This window comes from Halomonas sp. YLB-10, assembly GCF_003856855.1.
Classification (GTDB): domain Bacteria; phylum Pseudomonadota; class Gammaproteobacteria; order Pseudomonadales; family Halomonadaceae; genus Halomonas; species Halomonas litopenaei.
Map to the genome: position 1 here is coordinate 607257 of NZ_RRCU01000002.1, position 25533 is coordinate 632789.

Annotated in this window: 16 protein-coding genes and 1 pseudogene; 4 read left to right on the plus strand and 13 right to left on the minus strand. The window is 64.8% G+C overall.

The annotated features are described in order from the left end of the window. Positions 1-32 precede the first annotated feature (32 nt). Together mutS and fdxA are read left to right on the plus strand one after the other, a co-directional pair. Complete coding sequence (mutS, locus tag EBB56_RS06545) at positions 33-2633, plus strand: DNA mismatch repair protein MutS (protein WP_409360200.1); 2601 nt, start codon at positions 33-35, stop codon at positions 2631-2633. Between the two features lie 251 nt (positions 2634-2884). Continuing rightward, a complete protein-coding gene (gene fdxA / locus EBB56_RS06550; protein WP_045991132.1) occupies positions 2885-3208 on the plus strand; it encodes a ferredoxin FdxA in 324 nt (107 codons plus the stop codon). A 758-nt stretch (positions 3209-3966) separates the two neighbouring features. Here the strand turns inward: fdxA and eno are convergent. The 12 genes and pseudogenes from eno to pilM all read right to left on the minus strand — a co-directional run bounded on the left by eno (position 3967) and on the right by pilM (position 20275). After that, positions 3967-5262, minus strand: coding sequence for a phosphopyruvate hydratase (eno, locus tag EBB56_RS06555; RefSeq protein WP_108132316.1), 1296 nt, complete (start codon positions 5260-5262; stop codon positions 3967-3969). Between the two features lie 103 nt (positions 5263-5365). Beyond that, positions 5366-6217: a 3-deoxy-8-phosphooctulonate synthase gene (gene kdsA, locus EBB56_RS06560; RefSeq protein ID WP_108449773.1), complete on the minus strand. Its 852-nt coding sequence runs from the start codon at positions 6215-6217 to the stop codon at positions 5366-5368. A 5-nt stretch (positions 6218-6222) separates the two neighbouring features. Beyond that, positions 6223-7878 (minus strand): CTP synthase, encoded by a 1656-nt coding sequence (locus EBB56_RS06565; protein WP_045991135.1) that lies wholly within the window; start codon positions 7876-7878, stop codon positions 6223-6225. Positions 7879-8052: 174 nt separating this feature from the next. Next, positions 8053-9471: an FAD-dependent oxidoreductase gene (locus tag EBB56_RS06570; RefSeq protein ID WP_045991136.1), complete on the minus strand. Its 1419-nt coding sequence runs from the start codon at positions 9469-9471 to the stop codon at positions 8053-8055. A 34-nt stretch (positions 9472-9505) separates the two neighbouring features. Then, entirely contained in the window at positions 9506-13951 is a 4446-nt protein-coding gene (gene gltB / locus EBB56_RS06575; RefSeq protein ID WP_045991137.1) for a glutamate synthase large subunit, read from the minus strand. 453 nt (positions 13952-14404) lie between these two features. Continuing rightward, a complete protein-coding gene (gene aroB / locus EBB56_RS06580) occupies positions 14405-15523 on the minus strand; it encodes a 3-dehydroquinate synthase (RefSeq protein ID WP_124803438.1) in 1119 nt (372 codons plus the stop codon). After that, complete coding sequence (gene aroK, locus EBB56_RS06585; RefSeq protein ID WP_045991139.1) at positions 15520-16068, minus strand: shikimate kinase AroK; 549 nt, start codon at positions 16066-16068, stop codon at positions 15520-15522. Before aroK ends, aroB begins: the two co-directional genes overlap by 4 nt. Beyond that, positions 16068-17357, minus strand: a pseudogene (locus EBB56_RS06590) (type IV pilus secretin PilQ); the annotation flags it as partial. The pseudogene EBB56_RS06590 and the gene aroK, both read right to left, overlap by 1 nt. A gap of 122 nt (positions 17358-17479) precedes the next feature. Then, on the minus strand, positions 17480-17971 hold the full coding sequence (locus EBB56_RS06595) for a pilus assembly protein PilP (RefSeq protein WP_124803442.1): 492 nt from the start codon (positions 17969-17971) through the stop codon (positions 17480-17482). Beyond that, positions 17968-18657 (minus strand): type 4a pilus biogenesis protein PilO, encoded by a 690-nt coding sequence (locus EBB56_RS06600; protein ID WP_124803444.1) that lies wholly within the window; start codon positions 18655-18657, stop codon positions 17968-17970. Before EBB56_RS06600 ends, EBB56_RS06595 begins: the two co-directional genes overlap by 4 nt. Beyond that, positions 18654-19226, minus strand: coding sequence for a PilN domain-containing protein (locus tag EBB56_RS06605; protein ID WP_108132309.1), 573 nt, complete (start codon positions 19224-19226; stop codon positions 18654-18656). The genes EBB56_RS06600 and EBB56_RS06605 overlap by 4 nt, the downstream gene beginning before the upstream one ends. Next, on the minus strand, positions 19223-20275 hold the full coding sequence (gene pilM / locus EBB56_RS06610) for a type IV pilus assembly protein PilM (RefSeq protein WP_124803446.1): 1053 nt from the start codon (positions 20273-20275) through the stop codon (positions 19223-19225). The genes EBB56_RS06605 and pilM overlap by 4 nt, the downstream gene beginning before the upstream one ends. 240 nt (positions 20276-20515) lie before the next feature. On the opposite strand from pilM, the gene EBB56_RS06615 reads away from it, so the two are divergent. Then, positions 20516-23044, plus strand: coding sequence for a penicillin-binding protein 1A (locus EBB56_RS06615; protein ID WP_124803448.1), 2529 nt, complete (start codon positions 20516-20518; stop codon positions 23042-23044). A 147-nt stretch (positions 23045-23191) separates the two neighbouring features. Next, positions 23192-23896, plus strand: coding sequence for a YdiY family protein (locus tag EBB56_RS06620; protein ID WP_231498599.1), 705 nt, complete (start codon positions 23192-23194; stop codon positions 23894-23896). A gap of 253 nt (positions 23897-24149) precedes the next feature. On the opposite strand, the gene EBB56_RS06625 is transcribed toward EBB56_RS06620, so the two are convergent. Then, entirely contained in the window at positions 24150-25421 is a 1272-nt protein-coding gene (locus EBB56_RS06625) for a malic enzyme-like NAD(P)-binding protein (protein ID WP_124803450.1), read from the minus strand. Between the last annotated feature and the right edge of the window lie 112 nt (positions 25422-25533).

A 25533-nucleotide genomic window follows, 5' to 3' on the forward strand; every position in this document is an offset into this window, starting at 1 on the left:
CCGACGACTCATCAACATCGCTTCGAGATCCCATGAACGACATGGCCAAGCCCAGCGCCCCCAGCCATACGCCGATGATGACCCAGTACCTGCGGATCAAGCGCGAGCACCCCGAGGTGCTGCTGTTCTACCGTATGGGGGACTTCTACGAGCTGTTCTACGAGGACGCCAAGCGCGCCGCCGCGGCCCTCGACATTACCCTGACCCAGCGCGGGCAGTCCGCCGGCAAGCCGATTCCCATGGCCGGCATTCCCTACCACAGCGCCGAGGGCTACCTGGCACGCCTGGTCAGCGCCGGCGAGTCGGTGGCGATCTGTGAACAGATCGGCGACCCGGCCACCTCCAAGGGACCGGTGGAGCGCAAGGTGGTGCGTATCGTCACCCCCGGCACCCTCCACGACGAAGCCCTGCTCGACGCCCGCCGCGATAACCTGCTGGTGGCGATCGCGCCCCAGGGCGAGCGCATCGGCCTGGCCTGGCTCGAGGTCTCCAGCGGCCGCTTCAGCGTGCTCGAGGTGGAAAGCGAGGCAGAGATGCTGTCGGAGCTGACCCGCCTGGACCCGGCGGAGCTGCTGGTACCGGAAAGTACCGAGCTGCCGCCGGCGCTTGGCGAACGCCGGGGCCTGCGGCGTCAGAGCGACTGGCTGTTCGACCACGAGAGCGCCCATCGGGTGCTGTGTGACCAGTTCGGTGTGCAGGACCTCAAGGGGTTCGGCTGCGCCCACCTGCACGCGGCGATCATCGCCGCCGGGGTACTGGTGGACTACGCCAGAGACACCCAGCGCAGCGCCCTGCCCCATGTCACCGCCATCGGCGTCGAGAGTCGCGACGACACCGTGGTCATCGACGCTGCCAGCCGGCGCAATCTGGAGATCGACACCAACCTTGGCGGGGGCGGCGACAACACCCTGGCCAGCGTGCTCGACACCACCACCACCGCCATGGGCTCACGCCTGCTCAAGCGCTGGCTCAATCGACCGCTGCGTGATCGCGAGCAGGTCATGGGGCGCCAGGCGGCCATCAGCCTGCTGCTCGACCATGACGGCCATGAGCCTCTGCGCGACGACCTCAAGGCGATCGGTGACGTCGAACGCATTCTGGCCCGGGTGGCCCTCAACAGTGCCCGCCCGCGGGACCTGGCACGGCTGCGCGACGCCCTCAACGCCCTGCCGGCACTCGAGGCGAGCCTTGCCGGCTACGCCGACGGCACCACGCTCGACGGCCTGCGCCAGCACATTCGCCCCTTCCCGGAGCTGGCCGAACTGCTGACCCGAGCCCTGGTCGACAATCCTCCCGTGGTGATCCGCGATGGCGGTGTCATCGCCGAAGGCTTCGACGACGAGCTCGACGAGCACCGGGGCCTGGCCGAACACGCTGGCGACTACCTGGTGAAGCTCGAGACCCGCGAACGCTCGCGCACCGGGCTTGCCGGGCTCAAGGTCGGCTACAACAGGGTTCACGGCTACTACATCGAGATCCCCCGCGCCCAGGCCAAGGAGGCTCCGGCCGACTATATTCGCCGCCAGACGCTGAAGAACGCCGAACGCTTCATCATCCCGGAGCTCAAGGAGTTCGAGGACAAGGCGCTGTCGGCCAAGTCCCGCGCCCTGGCCAGGGAAAAACTGCTGTACGACAGCCTGCTCGACAGCCTCAACGCCGAACTTGCCAGGCTCCAGGCGACGGCCAGGGCGCTGGCCGCACTCGACGTACTGTGCACCCTGGCGGAGCGTGCCCGGGCGCTGGACTTCGTCCGCCCGACGCTGTCAGAGACCCCAGGCTTCGATATCCGCGGTGGTCGCCATCCGGTGGTCGAACAGGTCAGCGACGGCCCCTTCGTGCCCAACGACCTGTGCATGGACGACGATCGCCGCATGCTGGTGATCACCGGCCCCAACATGGGCGGCAAGTCGACCTACATGCGCCAGGCGGCCCTGATCACCCTGCTCGCCCACAGCGGCAGCTTTGTGCCCGCCGACAGCGCCACCATCGGCCCGGTGGATCGCATCTTCACCCGCATCGGCTCCAGCGATGACCTGGCCGGCGGGCGCTCCACCTTCATGGTGGAGATGACCGAAACCGCCAATATCCTGCACAACGCCACCGACCACAGCCTGGTGCTGATGGACGAGATCGGCCGGGGCACCAGCACCTTCGACGGCCTGTCACTGGCCTGGGCCAGCGCCGAACACCTGACCCGTACCCGCGCCTTTACCCTGTTCGCCACCCACTACTTCGAGATGACGGCGCTGGCCACAGAGGCGCCGGCGGTGACCAACGTCCACCTGACCGCCGCCGAACACAATGATGGCATCGTCTTCATGCACCGGGTCGAGGACGGCCCCGCGAGCCAGAGCTATGGCCTGCAGGTGGCCCAGTTGGCCGGTGTGCCCCAGACCGTCATCGCCGAGGCACGGACCAAGCTTGCCGCCCTGGAGCAGCAGGAGATCGATCATGGCCGCAGGAGCGCTGATCCGGATGGCGGAAGCCGACACCACCAGTCCGCCCCCCAGCAGGCGGACCTGTTCGCCAGCGCCCCCCACCCTCTGGTGGAAGAACTCGGCGGCCTGGCGGTCGACGACCTCAGTCCACGCCAGGCACTGGAACTGCTGTACCGCTGGAAGTCGGCACTGTGAGGCCCTTGTGAGGCATACTCTTGCCCGATAGCGGCGCGAGGACTAGAATGTGGCACCCAAGGACCGTAGATTATAAAAAGCCATTTCTATATAACATTAAGGCTTAAGACGCGCCGGCATGTTACGCCGGACGCGAAGGTTGCATGGCCTGCATGGGCGCCACGCCGCACGCACGTCACCAACGACCCGGGCGAAAGCCACCACTGTACAGAGAGGCCGGCAAGGCGCTGGCCCGAGGAAGGGAGACTGGCATGACATTCGTCGTCACCGAAAACTGCATCAAGTGCAAGTACACCGACTGTGTCGAGGTCTGCCCGGTGGACTGCTTCTACGAAGGCCCCAATTTCCTGGTGATTCACCCCGACGAATGCATCGACTGCGCCCTGTGCGAGCCGGAATGCCCGGCCGAAGCGATCTACTCGGAGGATGAACTGCCCGAGGGCCAGGAACAGTTCCTGGAGATCAATACCGAGCTGGCGGAGGTGTGGCCCAACATCACCGAGAAGAAGGATCCGCCGGAAGACGCCGAGCAGTGGGACGGCAAGCCGGGCAAGCTGGAAAAGCTCGAGCGCTGAGCACCGCGCCAGGCAGTACCTGAACAAACGCGACAGCCGCCTTATCCGGGCGGCTGTCGCGTTTGTGTAAAGCAAATCTTGAAGAAGGGTTCCGGCCCACTCGCCCCCGGACAAGCATCGACCGGCCCGGACTTCTGCCCGACATCGGCGCAGGAAGGACGTGGCGCAATGGCCTTTCGAAGCAGGTGCCCGACAGGCAGGCATAAAAAAAGGCGGCCCGTAGGCCGCCCGCTCCAAGCGTTTCCTTGGGCGGCTCCCTCCGCCCTACTCCCTGAGCGCCCTCCGTGCCCAGAAGCGACTTCCTGTCGCACCAGGCGCGCTCTTGACTCCTGAACGCATCCCGAAAACACCTACCTGAACCGAAGAGTGGCAAGTCCGGCCCATCCGGGTGTCAACCACCGAGGACATCCATGCCCCTTCACTGCCGACGTCGACTCCACCTCCTTGCGGAAACGATGCCGAAACAATGAAGTTTCCGTGGGACAGACGGGCGGCTTGCCGCCGCGAAGCCTGACCTCTCGATTCGTGTGGCCATTCTGTCAGTTTCTGGGGTCATCACAAGCACCCTACTTTTCTCACCCATGACGCAGACCGAGAGGGCCTGGTGAAAAAAGTCTCAAAAAATCAAGGCGATAAAAAAGGCCCGCAACACGGTTGCGAGCCTTTTCGGCGCCAAAATAGTCAATGTCTTACAAGAACTGTAGTCAATCTCTTACAAGACGCGTCGACACTAGCACCATCGGCGCCTTGCCAAGGGCCTACGCCTGCCCCTTGATGGCGGAGCGGCCCGGATAGCTCGCACGCTCACCCAGCTCCTGCTCGATGACCAGCAGACGGTTGTACTTGGCCACACGATCGCTGCGGCACAGAGAGCCGGTCTTGATCTGACCGGCACAGGTGCCCACGGCCAGGTCGGCGATGGTGGTGTCCTCGGTCTCACCGCTGCGGTGGGAGATGACCGCCGTGAAGCCGGCGTCCTGAGCCATGCGAATGGCATCGAGGGTCTCGGACAGGGAACCGATCTGATTGAACTTGATCAGGATGGAGTTGCCGATGGACTCGTCGATGCCGCGCTTGAGGATACGGGTGTTGGTCACGAACAGGTCGTCACCCACCAGCTGCACGCGATCGCCGAGCTTGGCGGTCAGCGACTTCCAGCCGTCCCAGTCGGACTCGTCCAGACCATCCTCGATGGACACGATCGGGTACTCGTCGCTGAGGCCCACCAGGTAGTCACCGAAGCCCTCGGCGTCGAAGCTCTTGTCCTCGCCGGCCAGCAGGTACTGCCCGTCCTTGTAGAACTCGCTGGCGGCGCAGTCCAGCGCCAGGGTGACGTCCTTGCCCAGCGCGTAGCCGGCGTCTTCGACGGCCTGCTTGATGACCGCCAGCGCCTCGGCGTTGGAGGCCAGGTTGGGGGCGAAGCCGCCCTCGTCACCGACGGCGGTGGCCAGACCACGCGCCGACAGCACCTTCTTCAGCGCATGGAAGATCTCGGCGCCGACGCGCAGCCCTTCGCGGAAGCTCGGCGCGCCGACCGGCTGGACCATGAACTCCTGGATGTCGACGTTGTTGTCGGCGTGCTCGCCCCCGTTGAGGATGTTCATCATCGGCACCGGCATCAGGTACTTGCCCGGCTGGCCGTAGAGCTCGGCGATGTGCGCGTAGAGCGGCACGCCCTTGGCGTTGGCGGCGGCCTTGGCCGCGGCCAGGGAGACCGCCAGGATGGCATTGGCGCCCAGGTTTTCCTTGTTGTCGGTGCCGTCGAGCTCGAGCATGGCATCATCCAGCCCGCGCTGATCGCGTGCGTCCATACCCAGCAGACGCTCACGGATCTTGCCGTTGGCCGCGTCCACCGCCTTCAGCACGCCCTTGCCCAGGTAGCGACTCTTGTCACCATCACGCAGCTCCAGCGCCTCGCGAGAGCCGGTGGAGGCGCCGCTCGGTGCGCAGGCGACACCGATCGCGCCGCTTTCCAGGCGGACTTCCGCCTGCACGGTGGGGTTGCCGCGAGAGTCCAGCACCTCGAGGGCACGAATATCGACGATCTTGGTCATCTTGAGGATCCTTGTGGGTGAAAAACTCGTGTCAGCGTTGTCGATCCGCCCGGGTGACACCATAGGCCCCAGGGCCAGAACACACGATCCAACGGAGGTAGCGTCAGCGTATCTCGATCGACGGTAGTTTTTTTACTACGTCATCCAGCGCCTTGATCTGCGACAGGAAAGGCTCGAGCTTATCAAGCGGGAGTGCACAGGGGCCGTCGCATTTTGCTGAATCGGGATCGGGGTGGGCTTCCAGGAACAACCCGGCGATGCCCACCGCCACCCCGGCCCTGGCCAGGTCCAGCACCTGGGCGCGGCGGCCATCGGCGCTGTCACTGCGCCCGCCCGGACGCTGCAGCGAGTGGGTCACGTCGAACAGCAGCGGGAAGCCGGTGTCCTTCATCTCGCCGAAGCCGAGCATATCCACCACCAGGTTGTTGTAGCCGAAGCTCGAGCCACGCTCGCACAGCAGCAGCCGCTCGTTGCCGGCTTCCTGGAACTTGGTGATGATGTGGCGCATCTCGTGGGGGGCCAGAAACTGCGGTTTCTTGATGTTGACCACCGCACCGGTCTCGGCCATCGCCACCACCAGGTCGGTCTGGCGAGCCAGAAACGCCGGCAGCTGGATGACATCGGCCACCTCGGCCGCCGGCGCCGCCTGGTGCGGTTCGTGGACATCGGTGATCACCGGCACCCCGAAGCGCGACTTGACCTCATCGAGGATCGCGAGCCCCTTGTCCAGGCCAGGGCCCCGGTAAGAATGCACCGAGCTGCGGTTGGCCTTGTCGAAGCTGGCCTTGAACACATAGGGGATGTCGAGCTTGCCGGTCACCTCGACGTAGGCCTCGGCGACCTCGAGGGCCAGCTCACGAGATTCGAGCACGTTCATCCCTGCAAACAGCACCAGAGGCAATGAATTGCCGGCCCTCAGGCCGGCAAATTCGATGGTACGCTGGGCGTCTGACATGGCGATCACTCCTGATGCGCGGACTGGGCGCGGGTGCGCTTGGCCTTGTGACCCAGGGCCGCGTTGACGAAGCCGGTGAACAGCGGGTGGCCATCACGCGGCGTCGAGGTGAACTCCGGGTGGAACTGACAGGCCACGTACCAAGGGTGGTCCGGCAGCTCGACCATTTCCACCAGGGAGTTGTCGACGCTGCGTCCGGAGACCACCAGGCCTGCCTTTTCCAGGTCCTCGATGAACTGGTTGTTGACCTCGAAGCGATGACGATGACGCTCGACGATGATGTCGTCACCGTAGGCCTCGCGGGCCTTGGACCCCTTGGCCAGACGGCACTCCTGGCCACCCAGACGCATGGTGCCGCCCAGATCGGAGGCCTCGTCACGCACCTCGATCTTGCCTTCGGGGTTGAGCCATTCGGTGATCAGGCCCACCACCGGGTGCTGGGTGTCGTGGGTGAACTCGGTGGAGTCGGCATCGTTCCAGCCGGCCACATGGCGCGCGTACTCGATCACCGCCACCTGCATGCCCAGACAGATGCCCAGGTAGGGAATGTCGTTCTCGCGGGCGAAACGCGCGGTGGCAATCTTGCCTTCCACACCGCGCTCACCGAAGCCGCCGGGCACCAGGATGGCGTCCTTGCCGGCCAGCCGGTCGGTGCCGTGACGCTCGATGTCCTCGGAGTCGATGTAGTCGACGTTGACCTTCACGCGGGTCTGGATGCCGGCGTGGATCAGCGCCTCGTTCAGCGACTTGTAGGCGTCCAGGAGCTCCATGTACTTGCCGACCATGGCGATGTTCACCGACTTGAGCGGGTTGAGCTTGGCGTCGAGCACCTTGACCCACTCGCTGAGGTCGGCCTCGTCGGCCTCGAGGCGCAGCTTGTCGCAGACGATGTCATCGAGCCCATGCTCGTGCAGCATCAGCGGAATCCGATAGATGGTATCGGCGTCCTGCAGCGGTACCACCGCGCGTTCTTCCACGTTGGTGAACAGCGCGATCTTGCGACGCTCGGTCTCTTCCAGCTCGACCTCGCTGCGGCAGATCAGGATATCCGGCTGGATACCGATGGAGCGCAGCTCCTTGACCGAGTGCTGAGTCGGCTTGGTCTTGGTCTCGCCGGCGGTCTGGATGTAGGGCACCAGCGTCAGGTGCATGAAGATGGCGTTGCTGGCGCCCTTCTCGCTGCGAATCTGACGGATGGATTCGAGGAACGGCAGCGACTCGATGTCACCCACGGTGCCACCGATCTCCACCAGTGCCACGTCGAAGCCCTCGCCACCTTCGTAGACACGACGCTTGATCTCGTCGGTGATGTGCGGGATGACCTGCACCGTGCCGCCCAGGTAGTCGCCACGACGCTCCTTGCGCAGCACGTGCTCGTAGACCCGGCCAGTGGTGAAGTTGTTGGACTGGGTCATCTTGGTGCGGATGAAGCGCTCATAGTGGCCCAGGTCCAGGTCGGTCTCGGCGCCATCCTCGGTGACGAACACCTCGCCGTGCTGGAAGGGACTCATGGTGCCCGGATCCACGTTGATGTACGGGTCGAGCTTGAGCATGGTGACCTTGAGGCCGCGAGCCTCGAGAATCGCCGCCAGCGAGGCCGACGCAATGCCCTTGCCAAGAGAGGACACAACGCCGCCGGTCACGAAGATATATCGTGTCATGGAGAACCTGTCGAAACGTGATCGGTAGGCCCGGCAGGAAGCCGCGCCAGGATGGGACGACAGACTAGCAGATATCGACTAACGGCTCAATTTGCACAACAGGAAGTCATCCTGGAGAAACCGCCCCGCCCCTCCGCCATGGTTCTCACGCGGGGGACGGGGCTCGGCAGAGCCTCAGATGTCGAGGTAGTCGAGGATGCCCTCACCGGCCTGGCGACCTTCATAGACCGCAGTCACCACCAGATCGGAGCCGCGCACCATGTCGCCACCGGCAAAGATCTTCTCGTTGGTGGTCTGGAAGGCGAAGCTGCCATGCTCAGGCGCCTTGACCCGGCCACGCTCGTCGACCTCGATGCCCACCGACTCGAACCAGGGCGCCGGGCTCGGCTGGAAGCCGAAGGCGATGACCACGGCGTCGGCGGGGATGATCTCCTCGGAGCCCGGCACCACCTCGGGACGGCGACGGCCGTTCTCGTCGGCTTCGCCCAGGCGGGTACGCACCACCTTGACGCCTTCGACCCGCTCTTCACCGACCACCGCCACCGGCTGACGATTGAACAGGAAGTCCACGCCTTCCTCGCGGGCATTGGCCACCTCACGCCGGGAGCCCGGCATGTTCTCTTCGTCACGGCGGTAGGCGCAGGTCACCTCACGGGCGCCCTGGCGAATGGCGGTACGGTTGCAGTCCATGGCGGTATCGCCACCACCCAGCACCACCACACGCTGACCTTCCAGCGAGACGAAGTCCTCGGGATTCTTCTCGAAGCCCAGGCGGTGGTTGACGTTGGCGATCAGGTAGTCGAGCGCCTTGTGCACCCCGGGCAGGTCCTCGCCGGGGAAGCCACCTTCCATATAGGTATAGGTGCCCATGCCGAGGAACACGGCGTCGTACTTCGCCAACAGATCCTCGAAGGCGACGTCCTTGCCCACCTCGACGTTGAGGCGGAACTCCACGCCCATCTCCTCGAACACCGCACGACGACGTTCCATTACCGTCTTCTCGAGCTTGAATTCGGGGATGCCGAAGGTCAGAAGGCCGCCGATCTCGGCGTACTTGTCGAAGACCACCGGCTTGACGCCGTTGCGCACCAGGATGTCGGCGCAGCCGAGGCCAGCGGGGCCCGCGCCGATGATCGCGACCTTCCTGTCGGTCCAGGTCACCTGGCTCATGTCCGGGCGCCAGCCCATGGCGAAGGCGGTGTCGGTGATGTACTTCTCCACCGAACCAATGGTCACCGCGCCGAAGCCGTCATTGAGGGTGCAGTCACCCTCGCACAGGCGGTCCTGGGGGCACACCCGGCCACACACTTCGGGCAGCGAGTTGGTGCGATGCGACATCTCCGCCGCCTCGAGGATGTTGCCTTCGCTGACCAGCTGCAGCCAGTTGGGAATGTAGTTGTGGACCGGACACTTCCACTCGCAGTAGGGATTACCGCAGTGCAGGCAGCGATGCGCCTGGCTGGCCGCCTCCATGGGCTTGAACGGCTCGTAGATCTCGGCGAACTGGCGGGCGCGGGTGCGCGCCGCCTTCTTCTGCGGATCCTGACGACCGACGTCGATGAACTGAAAGTCGTTGTTCAAACGGTTTGCCATGATGTTCTCCTGCCTTGTTCGGGACGCCGTCGGGTTATTCGGGCTGACGCGTGGACTGGGCCAAGAGGCCATTCAGGCTCGCCGCCTTGGGCTTCACCAGCCAGAAGTGGCGGATGAAGTCGCTGAAGTCCTCGAGGATCGCCTGACCGCGCAATGACCCGGTCTCGGCCACATACTCCTCGATGGTTTCCCTGAGGTGTCTCCGATAGGCCTCCATGGCCTCGGTGTTGACCCGATGGATCTCCACCAGTTCGTGGTTGTAACGGTCGACGAAGCAGCGATCCTCGTCGAGCACGTAGGCGAAGCCGCCGGTCATGCCCGCACCGAAGTTGACGCCGGTCTCGCCGAGCACGCAGACGATGCCGCCGGTCATGTACTCGCAGCAGTGATCGCCCGAGCCTTCGATGACCGCGTGGGCGCCGGAGTTGCGCACGCCGAAGCGCTCGCCGGCGGTACCCGCGGCAAACAGCTTGCCGCCGGTGGCGCCGTACAGGCAGGTGTTGCCGATGATCGCCGTCTTGTGGCTCTCGAACCGACTGCTCTTCGGCGGGGTGATGACGATCTTGCCGCCATTCATGCCCTTGCCGACGTAGTCGTTAGCGTCACCTTCCAGGTACAGATTGAGTCCGCGGGCGTTCCACACCCCGAAGCTCTGACCGGCGACACCGGTGAAGCGCGCGGTCACCGGCGCGTCGTCAAGACCCGCCTCGCCGTAACGCTTGGCGATGGCGCCGGAAGTCAGCGCACCCACCGAACGATCACAGTTGGTGATGGTGAAGGACACGTCGGCCCCGCCCTTGGACTCGATGGCGTCCTTGAGCGCCTCCAGCACCTCGAGGTTCTTGGCGCCCGGGTCATGGGGCACGTTACGGCTGACCTGGCAATACTGAGGGGCATCTGCCGGCACATGGTCGTTGGCCAGCAACGGCGTCAGGTCAAGCTTGTGCTGCGAAGGCGTCAGCCCCTCGAACACCTCGAGCAGGTCGGTGCGCCCGATCAGGTCGGTGAGCTTGCGCACACCCACCAGCGCCATCAGTTCGCGCACTTCCTCGGCGATGAAGCGGAAGTAGTGCTTGACCATGTCGACGGTGCCACGGAAGTGCTCGTCGCGCAGGTACTGCATCTGGGTGGCGACACCGGTGGCGCAGTTGTTGAGGTGGCAGATACGCAGGTACTTGCAGCCCAGCGCCACCATCGGAGCAGTACCGAAGCCGAAGCTCTCGGCGCCAAGAATCGCCGCCTTGATCACGTCCAGGCCGGTCTTCAGGCCGCCGTCGGTCTGCAGCCGGATCTTGTCGCGCAGGCCGTTTATGCGTAGCGCCTGATGCACCTCCGGCAGGCCCAGCTCCCAGGGTGAACCGGCGTGCTTGATCGAGGTCAGCGGGCTCGCCGCGGTGCCGCCGTCGTAGCCGGACACCGTGATCAGGTCAGCGTAGGCCTTGGCCACGCCGGTGGCGATGGTGCCGATGCCGGGTTCGGAGACCAGCTTGACCGACACCTGGGCGTCGGGATTGACCTGCTTGAGGTCAAAGATCAGCTGGGCCAGATCCTCGATGGAGTAGATGTCGTGGTGCGGCGGCGGCGAGATCAGGGTCACCCCCGGCACCGAATAACGCAGCCGGGCGATCAACTCGTTGACCTTGCCACCGGGAAGCTGGCCACCCTCGCCGGGCTTGGCGCCCTGGGCCACCTTGATCTGCAGCACCTCGGCGTTGACCAGGTAGGCCGGGGTGACACCGAAGCGCCCGGAGGCGATCTGCTTGATCTTGGAGCTTCTGATGGTGCCGTAACGCGACGGATCCTCACCACCCTCACCGGAGTTGGAGCGCCCACCGGCCTCGTTCATGGCCTGGGCCAGGGCCTCGTGAGCCTCCGGCGACAGCGCACCCAGCGACATGCCGGCGCTGTCGAAGCGTGGCAGCAGGTCCTCGACCGGTTCGACTTCCTCGAGCGGCAACGCCTCGGCGGCGGGCTTCAGCTTCAGCAGGTCACGGATGGTGGCGGGCGCGCGATCATTGACCAGCTGCGCAAACTTCTTCCACTTGGCGTAGTCGCCCTCCTGCACCGCCTCCTGCAACGCCTTGACCACATCGGGGTTGTAGGCGTGGTACTCGTGACCATGGACGTACTTCATCAGGCCGCCCTGGGAGATGCCCTTGCGCGGCTTCCAGGCGTCCTTGGCCAGCGCCACCTGAGTCAGCTGAATCTCGTTGAAGCCGGTGCCCTCGATGCGCGAGGCCATGCCGGTGAAGCAAAGATCCATCACCTCGGAGGACAGACCCACCGCCTCGAACAGCTGCGAACCACGGTAGGAGGCCAGGGTCGAGATGCCCATCTTGGAGAGGATCTTGAACAGTCCCTTCTGCAGGCCCTTGCGGTAGTTCTCGCGGGCGTCCGCCGGATTGCCGGACAGCTCGCCGGTGCGATGCATGTCGGCCATCACCTGGTAGGCCAGCCACGGATAGACCGCGGTGGCGCCCACCCCGAACAGCACCGCCATCTGGTGGGCGTCACGGGCGTAGCCGGTCTCGACGATCAGGTTGACCCGTGGGCGCAGGGCCTTGCGACCGAGTTCGTTGTGGATCGCGCCCACCGCCAGCGCCGGATGGATCGGCACCTGCCCCTGGGGCAGGTCGGCGTCGGACAGCACCAGGATCACCTTGTGCTCGTGAACCGCCGCCTCGGCCTCGCGACACAGCTCGAGCAGCGCCGCCTTGAGCCCTGTCTGCTCCGGGTCATAGCCCAGCGACAGACGCTGGCTGGCAAAGGCCGGGTCGTCCTGGCCTACCAGAGCGGTGAACTTGCGCGGCGACAGGATCGGGGTCGTCAGCACGATACGGTGGGCGTGCTCCGGGGTCGCCTTGAACACGTTGCGCTCGGCACCGATGCAGGTCTCCAGCGACATCACGATGGCTTCGCGCAGCGGATCGATGGCCGGGTTGGTGACCTGGGCGAACTTCTGACGGAAGTAGTCCGACAGCATCCGGTGCTTGCCGGAGAGCACCGCCATAGGGGTGTCGTCACCCATGGAGCCCACCGCTTCCTGGCCGCTCTCGCCCAGCGGACGCAGCACCTGGTCACGCTCCTCGAAGCTGACCTGGAACATCTTCTGCTGCACCTGAAGGGTGTCGGAGTCCATGTTCTTGAAGGCGGCGAGCTCGGTCAGCGCGGACTCCAGGAACTGAGCCTCCTGCTTGAGCCAGCGCTTGTAGGGATAGGCCGATTTCAACCGCTCGTCGATGTCGCTGGTGTGCAGCACTTCGCCGGTCTCGGTGTCCACGGCGAGGACCTGACCGGGGCCGACACGGCCCTTGGCCACCACGTCCTCGGGCTTGTAGTCGTAGGTACCGATCTCGGAAGCCAGGGTGATGAAGCCGTTGCGGGTGATCACCCAGCGCGCCGGGCGCAGGCCGTTGCGGTCGAGCATGCACAGGGCCTGACGGCCATCGGTCATGACCACACCGGCGGGACCATCCCAGGGCTCCACGTGCATGGAGTTATACTCATAGAAGGCACGCAGGTCGCCGTCCATGATCTCCACGTTCTGCCAGGCCGGCGGCACCATCATGCGCACCGCCCGATGCAGCTCCATGCCGCCGGTCAGCAGCACCTCGAGCATGTTGTCCATGCTCGAGGAGTCGGAACCGGTGGTATTGACGATCTGGTCGAGGCTGGCGATGTCGGGCAGCCGCTCGGAGACGAAGTTCTCCTTGCGCGAGTTGGCCCAGCCACGGTTGGCCTCGATGGTGTTGATCTCGCCGTTGTGGGCCAGCAGGCGGAACGGCTGAGCCAGCGGCCAGCGCGGCGCGGTGTTGGTGGAGAAACGCTGGTGGAACACGCAGATGGCGGTTTCCAGGCGCTCGTCACCCAGGTCCTGATAGAAGGCCGGCAGGTCCACCGGCATCACCAGTCCCTTGTAGGAGACGACGTCGCTGGACAGCGAGCTGACGTAGAAGTCCGGCTCGTCGATCAGCGCCTGCTCGGCCAGTCGGCGGGCCATGAACAGCGAGACGTCAAAGGCTTCCTCGGCGTCACCGGGCTCGACGAACAGTTGACGGATACGCGGCAGGCACTCCAGCGCCATCGGGCCGCACACGCTGGGGTCCACCGGCACCTCGCGCCAGCCGAGCACCTTGACACCACGCTCTGTCAGGCTCGCCTCGAGCACCTGGCGGGCGCGCTCCTCACGCTGGTCGTCGTCGGGCAGGAAGATCACGCCCACGGCATAGCTGTCGCCCAGTTCGATACCCAGGCTTTCCTTGGCGGCGTGGCGCATGAAGCCGTCGGGCATCTTCAACAGCAGGCCACAGCCGTCACCGGTCTTGCCGTCGGCAGCGATACCGCCACGGTGGGTCATGCAGGTCAGGGATTCGATGGCAGTACTGAGCAGTTCATGGCTAGCCTGCCCTTCCATGTGGGCGATCAGGCCAAACCCGCAGTTGTCACGGAACTCGCCGGGCTGGTGAAGACCTCTGTTCATGGGCGCGCCTCAGGTGAAAGGGTTGTAGTCACAGCATAATCGCGATATTATTATAGGTTTTTCTTTTGATTTTAAGCCCTTAAGGGCTTTCGCTAACTGCACGAAAAATGGGTACCCAGCATAGCCAGCCCCCCGCCCTCGCGCAATCTCCCCGCCGCGCACGCCCCATAAAAAAACACCGTAAATCTGATGCTTGCACCAAGGCTTCGAAAAAAAACCTTATCAGGTCAACGACTTGGAAGCCGTTTCCAGCAAGTCTTGCTGTACGCCTTTCACCACTAGACTTTAGTCGCAAAAACTGTCGACACCCCATGCCGATCAGGCATACGACATACAGATCCACGCATGATCGGCACCCCTTGCCAAAGCCGACCTTGCCGCTCGGCATGCCCCAGACACGACAACGCCCGCACAAGGCGGGCGTCGCAGTCGATACGCTGGAGACTGGCATCATCAGGCCCGCGGGTAGGTCTCGATGCATTCGCCAAGCAGCGCCGGCGGGGTCTGGTCGTAGACGCAGGCCTCACCGAGCGCGCGCATCAGCACCAGGCGCATGCGGTCATCGGTATTTTTCTTGTCGAGCTTCATGCGCGACACGAAATCCTCAACCGTCATTTCCCTGGGAGCCGCCACCGGCAGACCCGCCCGCTCGATCACTCGACGGGTGCGCGTCACATCGGCCTGCTCGATAAAGCCCTGGCGCATCGACAGGTCCGCCGCCATCAGCATGCCCACACCCACCGCCTCGCCGTGCAGCCAGGTGCCATAACCCATGTAGGCCTCGATGGCGTGCCCGAAGGTGTGCCCCAGATTCAAAAGCGCCCGCACGTCCTGCTCGGTCTCGTCGAGGGCGACGATCTCGGCCTTGATCGCGCAACTACGTTCGATGGCCTTGGCGAGCACAACATCGTCGAGGTCACGCAGCGCAGCCATCTCATCTTCCAGCCAGCCGAGAAAGTCACTGTCATGGATCAGTCCGTACTTGATCACCTCGGCAAGACCCGCGGACAGCTCCCGCTCGGGCAGGGTCGAGAGCGTGGCGGTATCGATCAGCACTGCGCGGGGCTGCCAGAAGGCGCCAATCATGTTCTTGCCCAGCGGATGATTGACCCCGGTCTTGCCCCCTACCGAAGAATCCACCTGGGACAGCAGAGTGGTGGGCACCTGGATAAAGGAGATGCCGCGCTGGTAGGACGCCGCGGCGAAGCCGACCATATCGCCGATCACCCCGCCGCCCAGCGCCACCAGCGTGGCCTTGCGGTTGAAACCGGCCTCCAGCAGGGCGTCCCAGATGCGCGAGACGCCATCGACATTCTTGTGGGCTTCACCATCCGGCAGCACCAGGGTCTCTATCCTCAGGCGGTCGTCGGCCGCTGACAGCGCCGAGGTCAACCGCTCGAGATAGTGCGCGGCGACGGTGTCGTTGGTCACCACCATCACCTGGCGACCACTGAGATAGGAGGCCAGACGCTCACCGTCATCGACCAGCCCCGGTCCGATATGGATGGGGTAGCTGCGATCGCCCAGGGCGACGGTCAGGGTCAAGGGATTCACGGACGTGGGTGTGCTCATGATGAGGCCTTGCAGGTGAGAGGGTCGAGGAGGCGATGGACGCGACGAACGATATCGTTGACCACCGAGCGCGGCCCGCGGCGGTCGGTGCGGATCACCAGGTCCGCGGTGGCGCGATACAGCGGGTCACGCAGGGCGAACATGTCGCGCAGCAGTTGCTCGCGATCGCCGCGCTGCAGAAGCGGCCGGTTGCGATCCTTGGCGGTGCGCTTCAACTGCTGCTCCACGGTAGTGAACAGATAGATGACGGTACCGCCCTCGCGGATACGCTGGCGATTTTCCTCGCGCAGCACCGCGCCGCCGCCAGTGGCGATCACTACCTTGTCGTAGTCCACCAGCTCGCTGATCATGGCGCTTTCCCTGTCACGAAAGCCGCTCTCGCCCTCGACATCGAATATCCAGGGGATATCCGCGCCACAGCGTGACTGAATCTCGTGGTCACTGTCGTAGAACGGACGTGACAATTCGGCCGCCAGCAGGCGGCCGATGGTGCTCTTTCCCGCCCCCATGGGGCCTATCAGAATCAGGTTGGGTACTTCCTGCATCAGTGAGTCGCCAGGCCGTCGTCGAGTATCCGGGGAGTGATGAATACCAACAACTCTACCTTATCGTTGACGTCCTCGGTATAGCGAAACAGCTTTCCCAGCCAGGGGATATCGCCAAGCCAGGGCGTCTTGTACAGCGTATGCAGCTGCTGGGTGGTGAGAATCCCCCCCAGCACCACGGTCTCGCCGTCCTCGACCAGCACCTGGGTCTGGATCTCGTTGGTATCGATGGCCGGCTCGCCGTCGAAGCTCTGCTCGGCCAGGGTGTCATTGTTGATGGTCAGATCCATGACGATGCGGTCATCGCTGGTAATCTGCGGGGTGACCTCAAGCGCCAGCACCGCCTCCTTGAACTCCACGTTGGTGGCACCGCTGGAGGTGGACTCCTGGTAGGGGATCTCCTTGCCCTGCTTGATCAGGGCGGTGTGCTGATTGGCGGTAATCACCCGCGGCTCGGAGATGGTCTGGCTCTTGCCCTCGCTCTCCAGCGCATGCAACTCCAGATCCAGCAGTACATCCCCGGCCAGATAGCCGAACTTGAAAGAGCTTCCCGGATCCAGGGCATCGCCCAGATCCACCCCCAGGCCACCGTAGGCATCCCCTCGATTGCCGAAGACCCCATCACCGATCTGTACCGATTCACCCAGCGCCCCGGACAGGGCACCGTCCCCGCTCCCCACAGGCAACTTGTCGTGGCGGCTGCGTGCCCCCCAGTTGACGCCAATCTCCTCGGCGGTGTTGTCTCGGGCCACCACGATGCGCGCCGAAATCTGCACCTGGCGTACCGGCACATCCAGGCGCGCCAGGGTCCAGCGAATCTCGTCAAGCTGACTGGCCACGTCCTGGACCAGCAGGGTATTGGTGCGCGGATCGGTGGCCACGCGCCCGCGATCGGACAACAGCCCGAAACCGTTCTCGCCACGCAGCAAGGCGGCGAGCTCAACCGCCTTGGCATACCGCACTTCGATATGCTCGGTCACCAGGGGCTCAAGCTCGTCCAGCCGCGAGGCTGCCTCGAGCTTGAGGCGATCACGCTCGGCCAGTTCCGAGGCCGGCGCCACCAGCAGGATGTCGCCCTGCCGACGACTATCGAGCCCCTGGCTCTCCAGCACCATGTCCAGCGCCTGGTCCCAGGGCACCGCTTCCAGGTTCAGGGTCACCCGCCCAGCGACGCTATCACTGGCGACGATATTGAGGCCGGTGAAGTCACTCAACACCGACAGCACCGAGCGCACCTCGACATCCTGAAAGTTCAGAGTGATCGGCGCGCCCTGATAGCCCTCACCCTGCGCCCAGCCCGGCGACACCAGCAGCACACCGACCACCAGCCCCACCAGCCACCGCGCGATCGCCTTCCCAGGCGAAAACGCCGATTCGCCTGTCCGACATGAACCGATATCAGGTCGCCTGCTCACTCGCCTACCCTCATGACACGCTCCTTCCAGCGATAGTCCCTGCCTGCAACCGCCTCCAGCCTGACGGCCTCAGCGCTGATCGCCGCGACCCTGGCGGGCGGATTGGCCAGCATCTCCCCTTGCGCCACCCGATAGAGATGACCATCGGGCGCCTCGAACAGCGCCCAATGCCGCTGCCCTCGACCCAGCACTCCCACCAGTTCAAGTTCGTCCAGGGAAAAGGCAGCAAGACCGCTGCCTTGCCCAAACCGCTGACCGCCGAAGCCCTGGCCCTCGAAGCGAAAGGGGCTTCTCGCGTTGGCGTAGCGATACTGCAGCACCGGCAGGCTCACTACCTCGGGCAACGCTACCGGCCGCCGATCGAGCTCCGGCGCCAGCGCCTCGGCCAGACGCCGATCCAGGGCGTCGAGGTCCGCCTGCTGGCAACCCGTCAGGGCCACACCCAACAAGGCGCCCATCAGCACGCCCACCAGCCGGCGCCGCCTCATGAATCCTCCGCTACAACATCTGTCGAGCCCGACGTCGCTCCCTCGACGCGCGCTCCTTCGCCGATACTGTAGGTCTGCGCCAGCGCGTGCAGCTCAAGCCCTCCCTCGACCGGCGACAGGCTGAAATCGTGCAACGTCACCAGTCGGGGCAGGTTGGCCAGGTCAGCCACGAAACCACCGATGGCGTGATAGTCGCCCCGCACCCGCAGATCAAAAGGCCGCTCGACATAAAGCTCCAGGGGGCGCGCCGGCCTCAGTTCGAGCTCCTCCAGCGATAGCCCGCGACGCTTGGCCACCTGGCCGATGCCTTCCAACAGCGATGGGATGGCGGCACCATCCGGCAACATGCGCCTCCGCTCGCTGACACGCTGATCGAGATCCACCAACAGCCGCTTGAGGCGATCAAGCTCCGCCAACTCGCGTGCGCGGCCTTCGAAGTCGGCGACCACCTCTCGCTCCTGACGCTGCAGCTCCACCAGACGCTGTGACAGGGGATGCAGATAGCCCACCACCATGGCCACCAGGGCGAGCACGAAAGCCAGGATCGCCACCAGGGTCCGCAGCGACATCGGCCAGCGCCCGGCCTCACTCAGCTCCAGCCGACGCCAGTCCAGCGCCTTGAGCCGGCGCCACTCATCGAGCCAGCGCTCACGCCAGCTGACGTCACCGCCCTGCTCTGAATTCATGGCAAGGCCTCCAGCGCCGGCAATGCCGCGAGGGTCATCTCCAGCGCAAAATGCTGATAGCCCTGCTCGGCCCCCACCCGCGACAACAGTGGTTCGGCAAAGACCTGCGCACGCTCGAGGGAGCGCAGCTGTTCGACCAGCCTGGCACTGTCCACGGCCTCGCCCTCGAGCATCAATCTGTCGCCGATGCGCTCGACACGCTGATAGCGAACCCCCGGTGCCAGGGTGGCTGCCAGGGCGTTGACCACCGCAAGCGTCTGGCGCCGCTCGTCCTGCAGCCGCTCGAGCAACGCCTGCTCCTGATCCAGCAATGAGAGCTGGCGTTCGAGATCGACCATCTCGGCGGACTTTTCTTCCAGACGCTCGACGGCAGCGGCGACATGTCGCTGGCGGGCCTCCATCTGCCTCAACCCCCACTGCAGCCACAGCGTGGCCATCAACGCGAGCCCGACACCCGCCAACGCCGACAGCGCCACCGCCAGCCAGAAGCGTCGCGTGCGCCTGGCGCGAGCGGCCTCGCGCCAGTCAAGCAGATTGACCTGGACCTCGTTGATCGTCACATCTTTCATGGTCGTCCTCGCATGGCCAGGCCGCAGGCGGTCAGCAGGGCCGGCGCTTCGCCGCGCAGTGCCGCCGCGTCCAGCGATGGCTTGAGCGCCATCCCCTCCAGCGGGTCCACCTGGCTGACCAGCAGGCCGAGGGCCTGGCTCAGACGATCGGCAAGCCCCGCGACCAGGCTGCCACCTCCGGTCAACAGCAGTCGCTCGAGCGGACGCACATGGTCCGACACCTGATATAGCTGCAACGATCGCTGGATGTGCTCCACCAGGGTCTCGACGAAGGGCCCCAGCACCGTCTGCGAATAGTCGTCCGGCAAACCGCCCCGCTTCTTGCCAAAGCCGGCCTCATCCATGCCGATACCGTAGTGACGCTGGATCGCTTCGGTGAGCTGCATGCCGCCGAACAGGCTGTCATGGCTGTAGACGATGCGCCCGGCCACCACCACGTGCAGCGTGTTGAGGTAGGCGCCCACGTCCACCAGGGCCAGAGCGCCGTCCCCCAGTCGGCGACGACGGCAAAGGCCAGCGATGGCCCGCTCGATGGCGAAGCTCTCGACATCCACCGCCGCAGGCATGAGCCCGCTGGCCTCCAGCGCCTGGGTCAACTGCTCGACGTCCTGGCGACGACAGGCCACCAGCAGCACCTCCTGCCACTGCGGATCGTCGGAGCAGCGTCCCAGGCGATAGAAGTCAAAGGCCACCTCACGGAACGGAAACGGTATGTGCTTGTCTGACTCCCATTCGATACGGGCCTCGATCTCTTCATCATCGAGCGCTGCCGGATAGCGCAGCACCCGGGTTATCGCTGCGCGGGATGGCACCGCCACGGCGGCCTCTCGACTCCCTGGAGAGGCCAGCTCGACCACCCGCGACAGCACCTCGATTACCTCGCCCATATCACGTATGCGGCGCTCCACCACGGCCCCTTGACGCAGCGGTCTGACCGCGTAGCCGGCCACGCGGTGGCCGGCGTCGTCCTCCACCAGCTCGATCAACTTGACCGAGGCAGAGGTGATATCGACACCGACCAGACCCTTGTCCTTCGAGGAAAACCACATGAGCCCATCACACTGCCACCATGGCACCGCGCCCGATGCACGACGCTGTGGCGCCAGCCTAGCCAAAACCGGGCCGGGCCTTACTGATCCATGACGGCACTTTGTGCAACAAGACGGGCAATTCGTCACAATGGTGGTGACAGGCCCTCCCAGTTCCTATAATGGCCGACGCAAAGGACTGCCTTACCCCATCTCTTTCGCCCCGCCGTTTTTCGTTCTCAGCATGGACACCGCGATTTCATGAAGTATCTCAGAACGCTCATTTTCTCCGCCGTGTGGCTGGTGATATCGCTTGGCGCCGCCGCGGCCCTGGGCGTCGTCGGTGCCGCCCTCTACTTCGCTCCTGGGCTTCCCGATGTCCGTCAACTGCAGGACTTCGAGCTGCAGACACCACTGCGCATCTATACCCGCGACGGTCAGCTGATCGGCGAATTCGGCGAGGAACGCCGCATGCCGGTCGACTTCGAGGACATTCCAGAACCAATGCTCCAGGCACTGATGGCAGCAGAGGATTCGGCGTTCTTCGAACACCCCGGCGTCGACCCCAAGGGCCTGGCGCGGGCCGCAGTGGAACTGGTGTCCAGCGGTGGCGATATCCAGTCGGGCGGTTCGACCATCACCATGCAGGTGGCGCGCAACTATCTGCTGACGCTGGATCGTACCTTTACCCGCAAGCTGCGTGAGATCCTGTTGTCGCTGCAGATGGAACAGATCCTGAGCAAACAGGAAATCATGGAGCTCTATGTCAACAAGATCTTCCTGGGGCACCGTGCCTACGGCATCGCCGCCGCCGCCGAGGTCTACTATGACAAGCCGCTCGACGAGCTGACGCTGGCCCAGCACGCGATGATCGCAGGCCTGCCCAAGGCGCCTTCGGCCTTCAACCCCCTGGCCAACGCCGAGCGCGCGCTGATTCGCCGCAACTGGATCCTGTTTCGCATGCGCGAGCTGGGCTACATCGACCGGAGCGCCTATGACGAAGCGGTTCAGGCGCCGATCACCGCCAGTCGCCACGTGGCCAAGGCCGAGGTTCAGGCCGACTATGTCGCCGAGATGGCCCGTCAGTTCGCCACCGATCGCTTCGGTGACGAGGCCTATACCGGCAGCTATCGCATCACCACCACCATCGACAGCGAGCTCCAGCCCATGGCTCGCCAGGCGCTGGCCAATGGCCTGATCGCCTACGACACCCGCCATGGCTGGCGCGGGCCTGAGGACACCGAGATTCCTCAGAGTCTGGCCGAAGCCCAGGAAAAGACCGAGCGCACCGGCCTGGAGGAAGAGCTGTCCGAGTCTCCCGAGGTCATGGAAACCGCCCGTCGCGCGGCCGAGCGCAGTCAGACCAGCGTCGAGGGCGTCGATGGCGACGTCAGCAACTGGCTGCAGGTGCTGGAGCGCACCCCGACCTACGGCCCGCTGGAACCCGCCATCGTGGTGAAGAGCGAAGGCCGCGAGATGCAGGTGCTGGCCCATGAGGGCGAGCTGATCACCCTGTCCTGGGACGGGCTGGACTGGGCCGCGCCCTACAAGAGTGCCCGCTATCGTGGCGCCTCACCGTCCTCGGCCTCAGAGATCGCCAGCCGGGGTGACCTGGTGCGCATCCTCCAGCGCGAGGACGGCAGCTGGCGCCTGTCCCAGCAGCCCGGTGCCGAGGGCTCACTGGTGGTGATGGACCCGCAGACCGGCGCGATCCTCGCACTCCAGGCCGGCTTCGACTTCGACGCCAGCAAGTTCAACCGCGCGATTCAGGCCCGTCGCCAGGCCGGCTCCATCTTCAAGCCGTTCATCTACCTGGCGGGCCTGAACAGTGGCGAGGTGACCCCCGCCACCGTCATCAACGACGCCCCGGTGGTGCTCAACGACGGCAGCAACGAACTGTGGCGCCCGTCCAACTCCAGCGGTGACTTCCTTGGCCCGACCCGACTGCGGGTCGGCCTTGCCCGCTCGCGCAACCTGGTCACCATTCGCCTTCTGCAGAACATCGGGCTGAGTCGCACCATCGACTTCCTGGTGGACTTCGGCTTCTCCCGTGATCGTCTACCCAACGGCCTGTCGCTGGCACTGGGCAGCGCCAGCCTGACCCCGCTGGAAATGACCAACGCCTACGCGGTGCTGGCCAACGGCGGCTTCCGGGTATCGCCCTGGTTCATCGAGAAGATCACCCAGGGCGAGCAGCAGACCCTGGTGGAAGAGGCAAGCCCCCGCGTGGCCTGCCGCGAATGCAGCGAAGGCCAGACCACCACACAGATCGACGGCAAGACCTACGAGGTGGCGCCCAGGGTCGCCAACGAGCGTGCCGTCTACCTGCTGCGCGACATGCTGCGCGACGTGGTCGAGCGCGGCACCGCCCGCCGCGCCCTGGCACTCGAGCGCACCGACATCGTCGGCAAGACCGGCACCACCAACGACCAGCGTGATGCCTGGTTTGCCGGCTTCAACGGCGACTACGCTGCCACCGTGTGGGTGGGCAAGGACGACAACACCCCCACCGCCGAGTACGGCGCCCAGGCCGCCTTGCCGATCTGGGTCGACTTCATGGGCCAGGCGCTGGCCGGCAAGCCGGAGAACATCCCCGAACAGCCGCCCGGCATCATCACCGCCAGGGTCGACGCCAACAGCGGTCGCCTGCTGCGCGACGGCCAGGGTGGCGGCGTCGAGGAACTGTTCGACGAAGACCACATGCCCACCGTACAGCCCCGCCGTGTCGAAAGCGCCGTCGAGCGCCACAGCGGCTCCCAGGGTACCGGCGCCTACGAAGCCATCTTCTAAGGCCATTACCCCTCCTTCCCGTCGGGAAGGAGGGGTCCCTTGTCACTTCGCGCTACCCACCACGCCTTGAACCTTCCTAGAGACCACCTTATGGTGATTTCCCGTTTTCATTTGCCCGCGACGGCACTATGCATTTTCGGGCTTTTTGTGCCGATAAAAGCCGCGCTGGCGGACGCCTTCTACGCCCCGATCCCCGTCCATGACGACTCGCCGGACTTTCTCGGCCATGTCGAGTTCGGCTACACCCATCTGTCGGGCAACTCCAACAGCGAGACCTTTCTCGGCAAGGCTCAGCTGACCTGGCTGCAGGGGGCCTGGCTGTCACGCCTGCGCGGCGAGGCCCGCCACGCCAGCGAGGACAGCGAGACCAGTGCGGAGCAGTATCTGGTGTCCTTTCGCCAACGCCGCGAACTGGTCGGCCCGCACTATCTGTTCGGCTTCGGCCGCTGGGAGAAGGATCGCTTCAGCGGCTACGACCACCAGTTCACCGCCATCACCGGCTACGGCCGCCAGCTGATCGACGACGATCGCGCCCACCTGGCGCTGGAGGCAGGCCCCGGCTATCGTGCCGACATCCTGCCCGGCGAGAACGACCAGCGTCTGGCGGTGGCCTACGGCGCCCTGGAGGCCGGCTATGCGCTGAGCGATAGCGCCACCCTCGAACAGGAACTGTCGCTGGAGACCACCCGCAAGAACTCGACGGTGCGCTCCTATACCGCCCTGGATACCCGCATCAACGCCCATATGTCGCTGCGCCTGTCCCACGAGATCAAGCACAATTCGGATCCCCCCGAGGACGCCGAGGCCAAGACCGACCGCATCACCTCGGCGTCACTGCGCTACGAGTTCTAGGGCAGCCCCCGATCAAGAACATACCGGCTCCTTCGCCACGAGTTCTCAAGCAGCTCCCATCCCTTGGGATCCCCCCGAGGACGCCGAGGCCAAGACCGACCGCATCACCTCGGCGTCACTGCGTTACGAGTTCTAGCGACCAGGACCGATCGGATTACGGCCACCAGACGCGACAAGGCCCTCCACTGGAGGGCCTTGTCGTTGCTGTCGAGACGTCTGGATCAAGCGGCGCCTGGATCTATCGGCGCCTGGCTCAACCGCCGTAGACGTCGTCGATGGTCTTGAGCGGATAGTGCGACGGGTAGGGCTTTCTGGCCACGCCGGAGTCCACCGCCGCCTGGGCCACCGCCGAGGTCACCCGCTCCAGCAGACGCACGTCCACCGGGGTCGGAATGATGTACTCACGGCCGAAGCTCATGGCGTCCTTCTCGTAGGCTTCCAGCACCGCCTGGGGCACCGGCTCCCGCGCCAGGTCCTTGAGCGCATGGACGGCAGCGACCTTCATCTCTTCGTTGATGCGGGTGGCGCGCACGTCCAGGGCACCGCGGAAGATAAAGGGAAAACCGAGCACGTTGTTGACCTGGTTCGGATAGTCCGAACGTCCGGTGGCCATGATCACGTCCGGGCGGGTCTCCCGCGCCAGGTCGGGATGGATCTCCGGATCCGGATTGGTGCAGGCGAAGACGATCGGGTCCTTGGCCATCTTGCGAATATGATCGGCGGTCATCAGGCCAGGGCCGGACAGACCGATGAACACATCGGCACCATCGATGGCGTCATCCAGGGTGCGCTGGTCGGTGTCCACCGCAAACATCGCCTTGTACTGGTTGAGGTCCTCACGACCTGTATGGATAACGCCCTTGCGGTCGAGCATCACCAGGTTCTCGGGGCGAGCACCACAGGCCACCAGCAGCTTCATGCAGGCGATCGCCGCGGCGCCGGCGCCCATGCACACGATACGCGCCTGGTCGAGGGACTTGCCGGCAATTTCCAGCGCATTGAGCATACCCGCCGCCGTGACGATGGCGGTGCCATGCTGATCATCGTGAAACACCGGGATCTTGCAGCGCTCGACCAGCGCCTGCTCGATCTCGAAACACTCCGGTGCCTTGATGTCCTCGAGGTTGATGCCGCCCCAGCTGTCGGCGATCCGCGCCACGGTATCGATGAATGCCTGGGGACTCTCGGCGTCGACCTCGATATCCACAGAGTTGATGCCGGCGAAGCACTTGAACAGCACACCCTTGCCTTCCATCACCGGCTTGCTCGCCAGCGGCCCCAGGTTACCAAGACCAAGGATGGCGGTGCCGTCGGAGATCACCGCCACGGTGTTGCCCTTGCCGGTATAGCGATAGGCGTTTTCCGGGTCCCGCGCGATCTCTCGCACCGGCTCCGCCACGCCGGGACTGTAGGCCAGCGCCAGGTCCTTGGCCGTGGCGGTCGGCTTGGTCAGTTCGACCGACAGCTTTCCGGGAATGGGGAGGGCGTGATAGTCCAGCGCAGCCTGCTTCTTTGCGTCCGTCATGCTTGGTGTCCGGATGTCCTTGTGGAACGGTGGCAACACAATATAGAAAAATATTCCATTTCTCAACATGATTGAGAAAAGCGTCAGTTATACGCCCGTTTCAGGATTTTCG

What these genes read in the sequence shown, in the direction of transcription:
- aroK (WP_045991139.1), bottom strand. Translation starts at nt 16,068, where the DNA reads ATGCAGGAAGTACCCAACCTGATTCTGATAGGCCCCATGGGGGCGGGA.
- EBB56_RS06600 (WP_124803444.1), bottom strand. Translation starts at nt 18,657, where the DNA reads ATGAATTCAGAGCAGGGCGGTGACGTCAGCTGGCGTGAGCGCTGGCTC.
- EBB56_RS06615 (WP_124803448.1), top strand. Translation starts at nt 20,516, where the DNA reads ATGAAGTATCTCAGAACGCTCATTTTCTCCGCCGTGTGGCTGGTGATA.
- mutS (WP_409360200.1), top strand. Translation starts at nt 33, where the DNA reads ATGAACGACATGGCCAAGCCCAGCGCCCCCAGCCATACGCCGATGATG.
- EBB56_RS06595 (WP_124803442.1), bottom strand. Translation starts at nt 17,971, where the DNA reads ATGAGGCGGCGCCGGCTGGTGGGCGTGCTGATGGGCGCCTTGTTGGGT.
- aroB (WP_124803438.1), bottom strand. Translation starts at nt 15,523, where the DNA reads ATGAGCACACCCACGTCCGTGAATCCCTTGACCCTGACCGTCGCCCTG.
- eno (WP_108132316.1), bottom strand. Translation starts at nt 5,262, where the DNA reads ATGACCAAGATCGTCGATATTCGTGCCCTCGAGGTGCTGGACTCTCGC.
- EBB56_RS06570 (WP_045991136.1), bottom strand. Translation starts at nt 9,471, where the DNA reads ATGGCAAACCGTTTGAACAACGACTTTCAGTTCATCGACGTCGGTCGT.
- pilM (WP_124803446.1), bottom strand. Translation starts at nt 20,275, where the DNA reads ATGTGGTTTTCCTCGAAGGACAAGGGTCTGGTCGGTGTCGATATCACC.
- EBB56_RS06565 (WP_045991135.1), bottom strand. Translation starts at nt 7,878, where the DNA reads ATGACACGATATATCTTCGTGACCGGCGGCGTTGTGTCCTCTCTTGGC.
- fdxA (WP_045991132.1), top strand. Translation starts at nt 2,885, where the DNA reads ATGACATTCGTCGTCACCGAAAACTGCATCAAGTGCAAGTACACCGAC.
- EBB56_RS06625 (WP_124803450.1), bottom strand. Translation starts at nt 25,421, where the DNA reads ATGACGGACGCAAAGAAGCAGGCTGCGCTGGACTATCACGCCCTCCCC.
- gltB (WP_045991137.1), bottom strand. Translation starts at nt 13,951, where the DNA reads ATGAACAGAGGTCTTCACCAGCCCGGCGAGTTCCGTGACAACTGCGGG.
- kdsA (WP_108449773.1), bottom strand. Translation starts at nt 6,217, where the DNA reads ATGTCAGACGCCCAGCGTACCATCGAATTTGCCGGCCTGAGGGCCGGC.
- EBB56_RS06605 (WP_108132309.1), bottom strand. Translation starts at nt 19,226, where the DNA reads ATGAAAGATGTGACGATCAACGAGGTCCAGGTCAATCTGCTTGACTGG.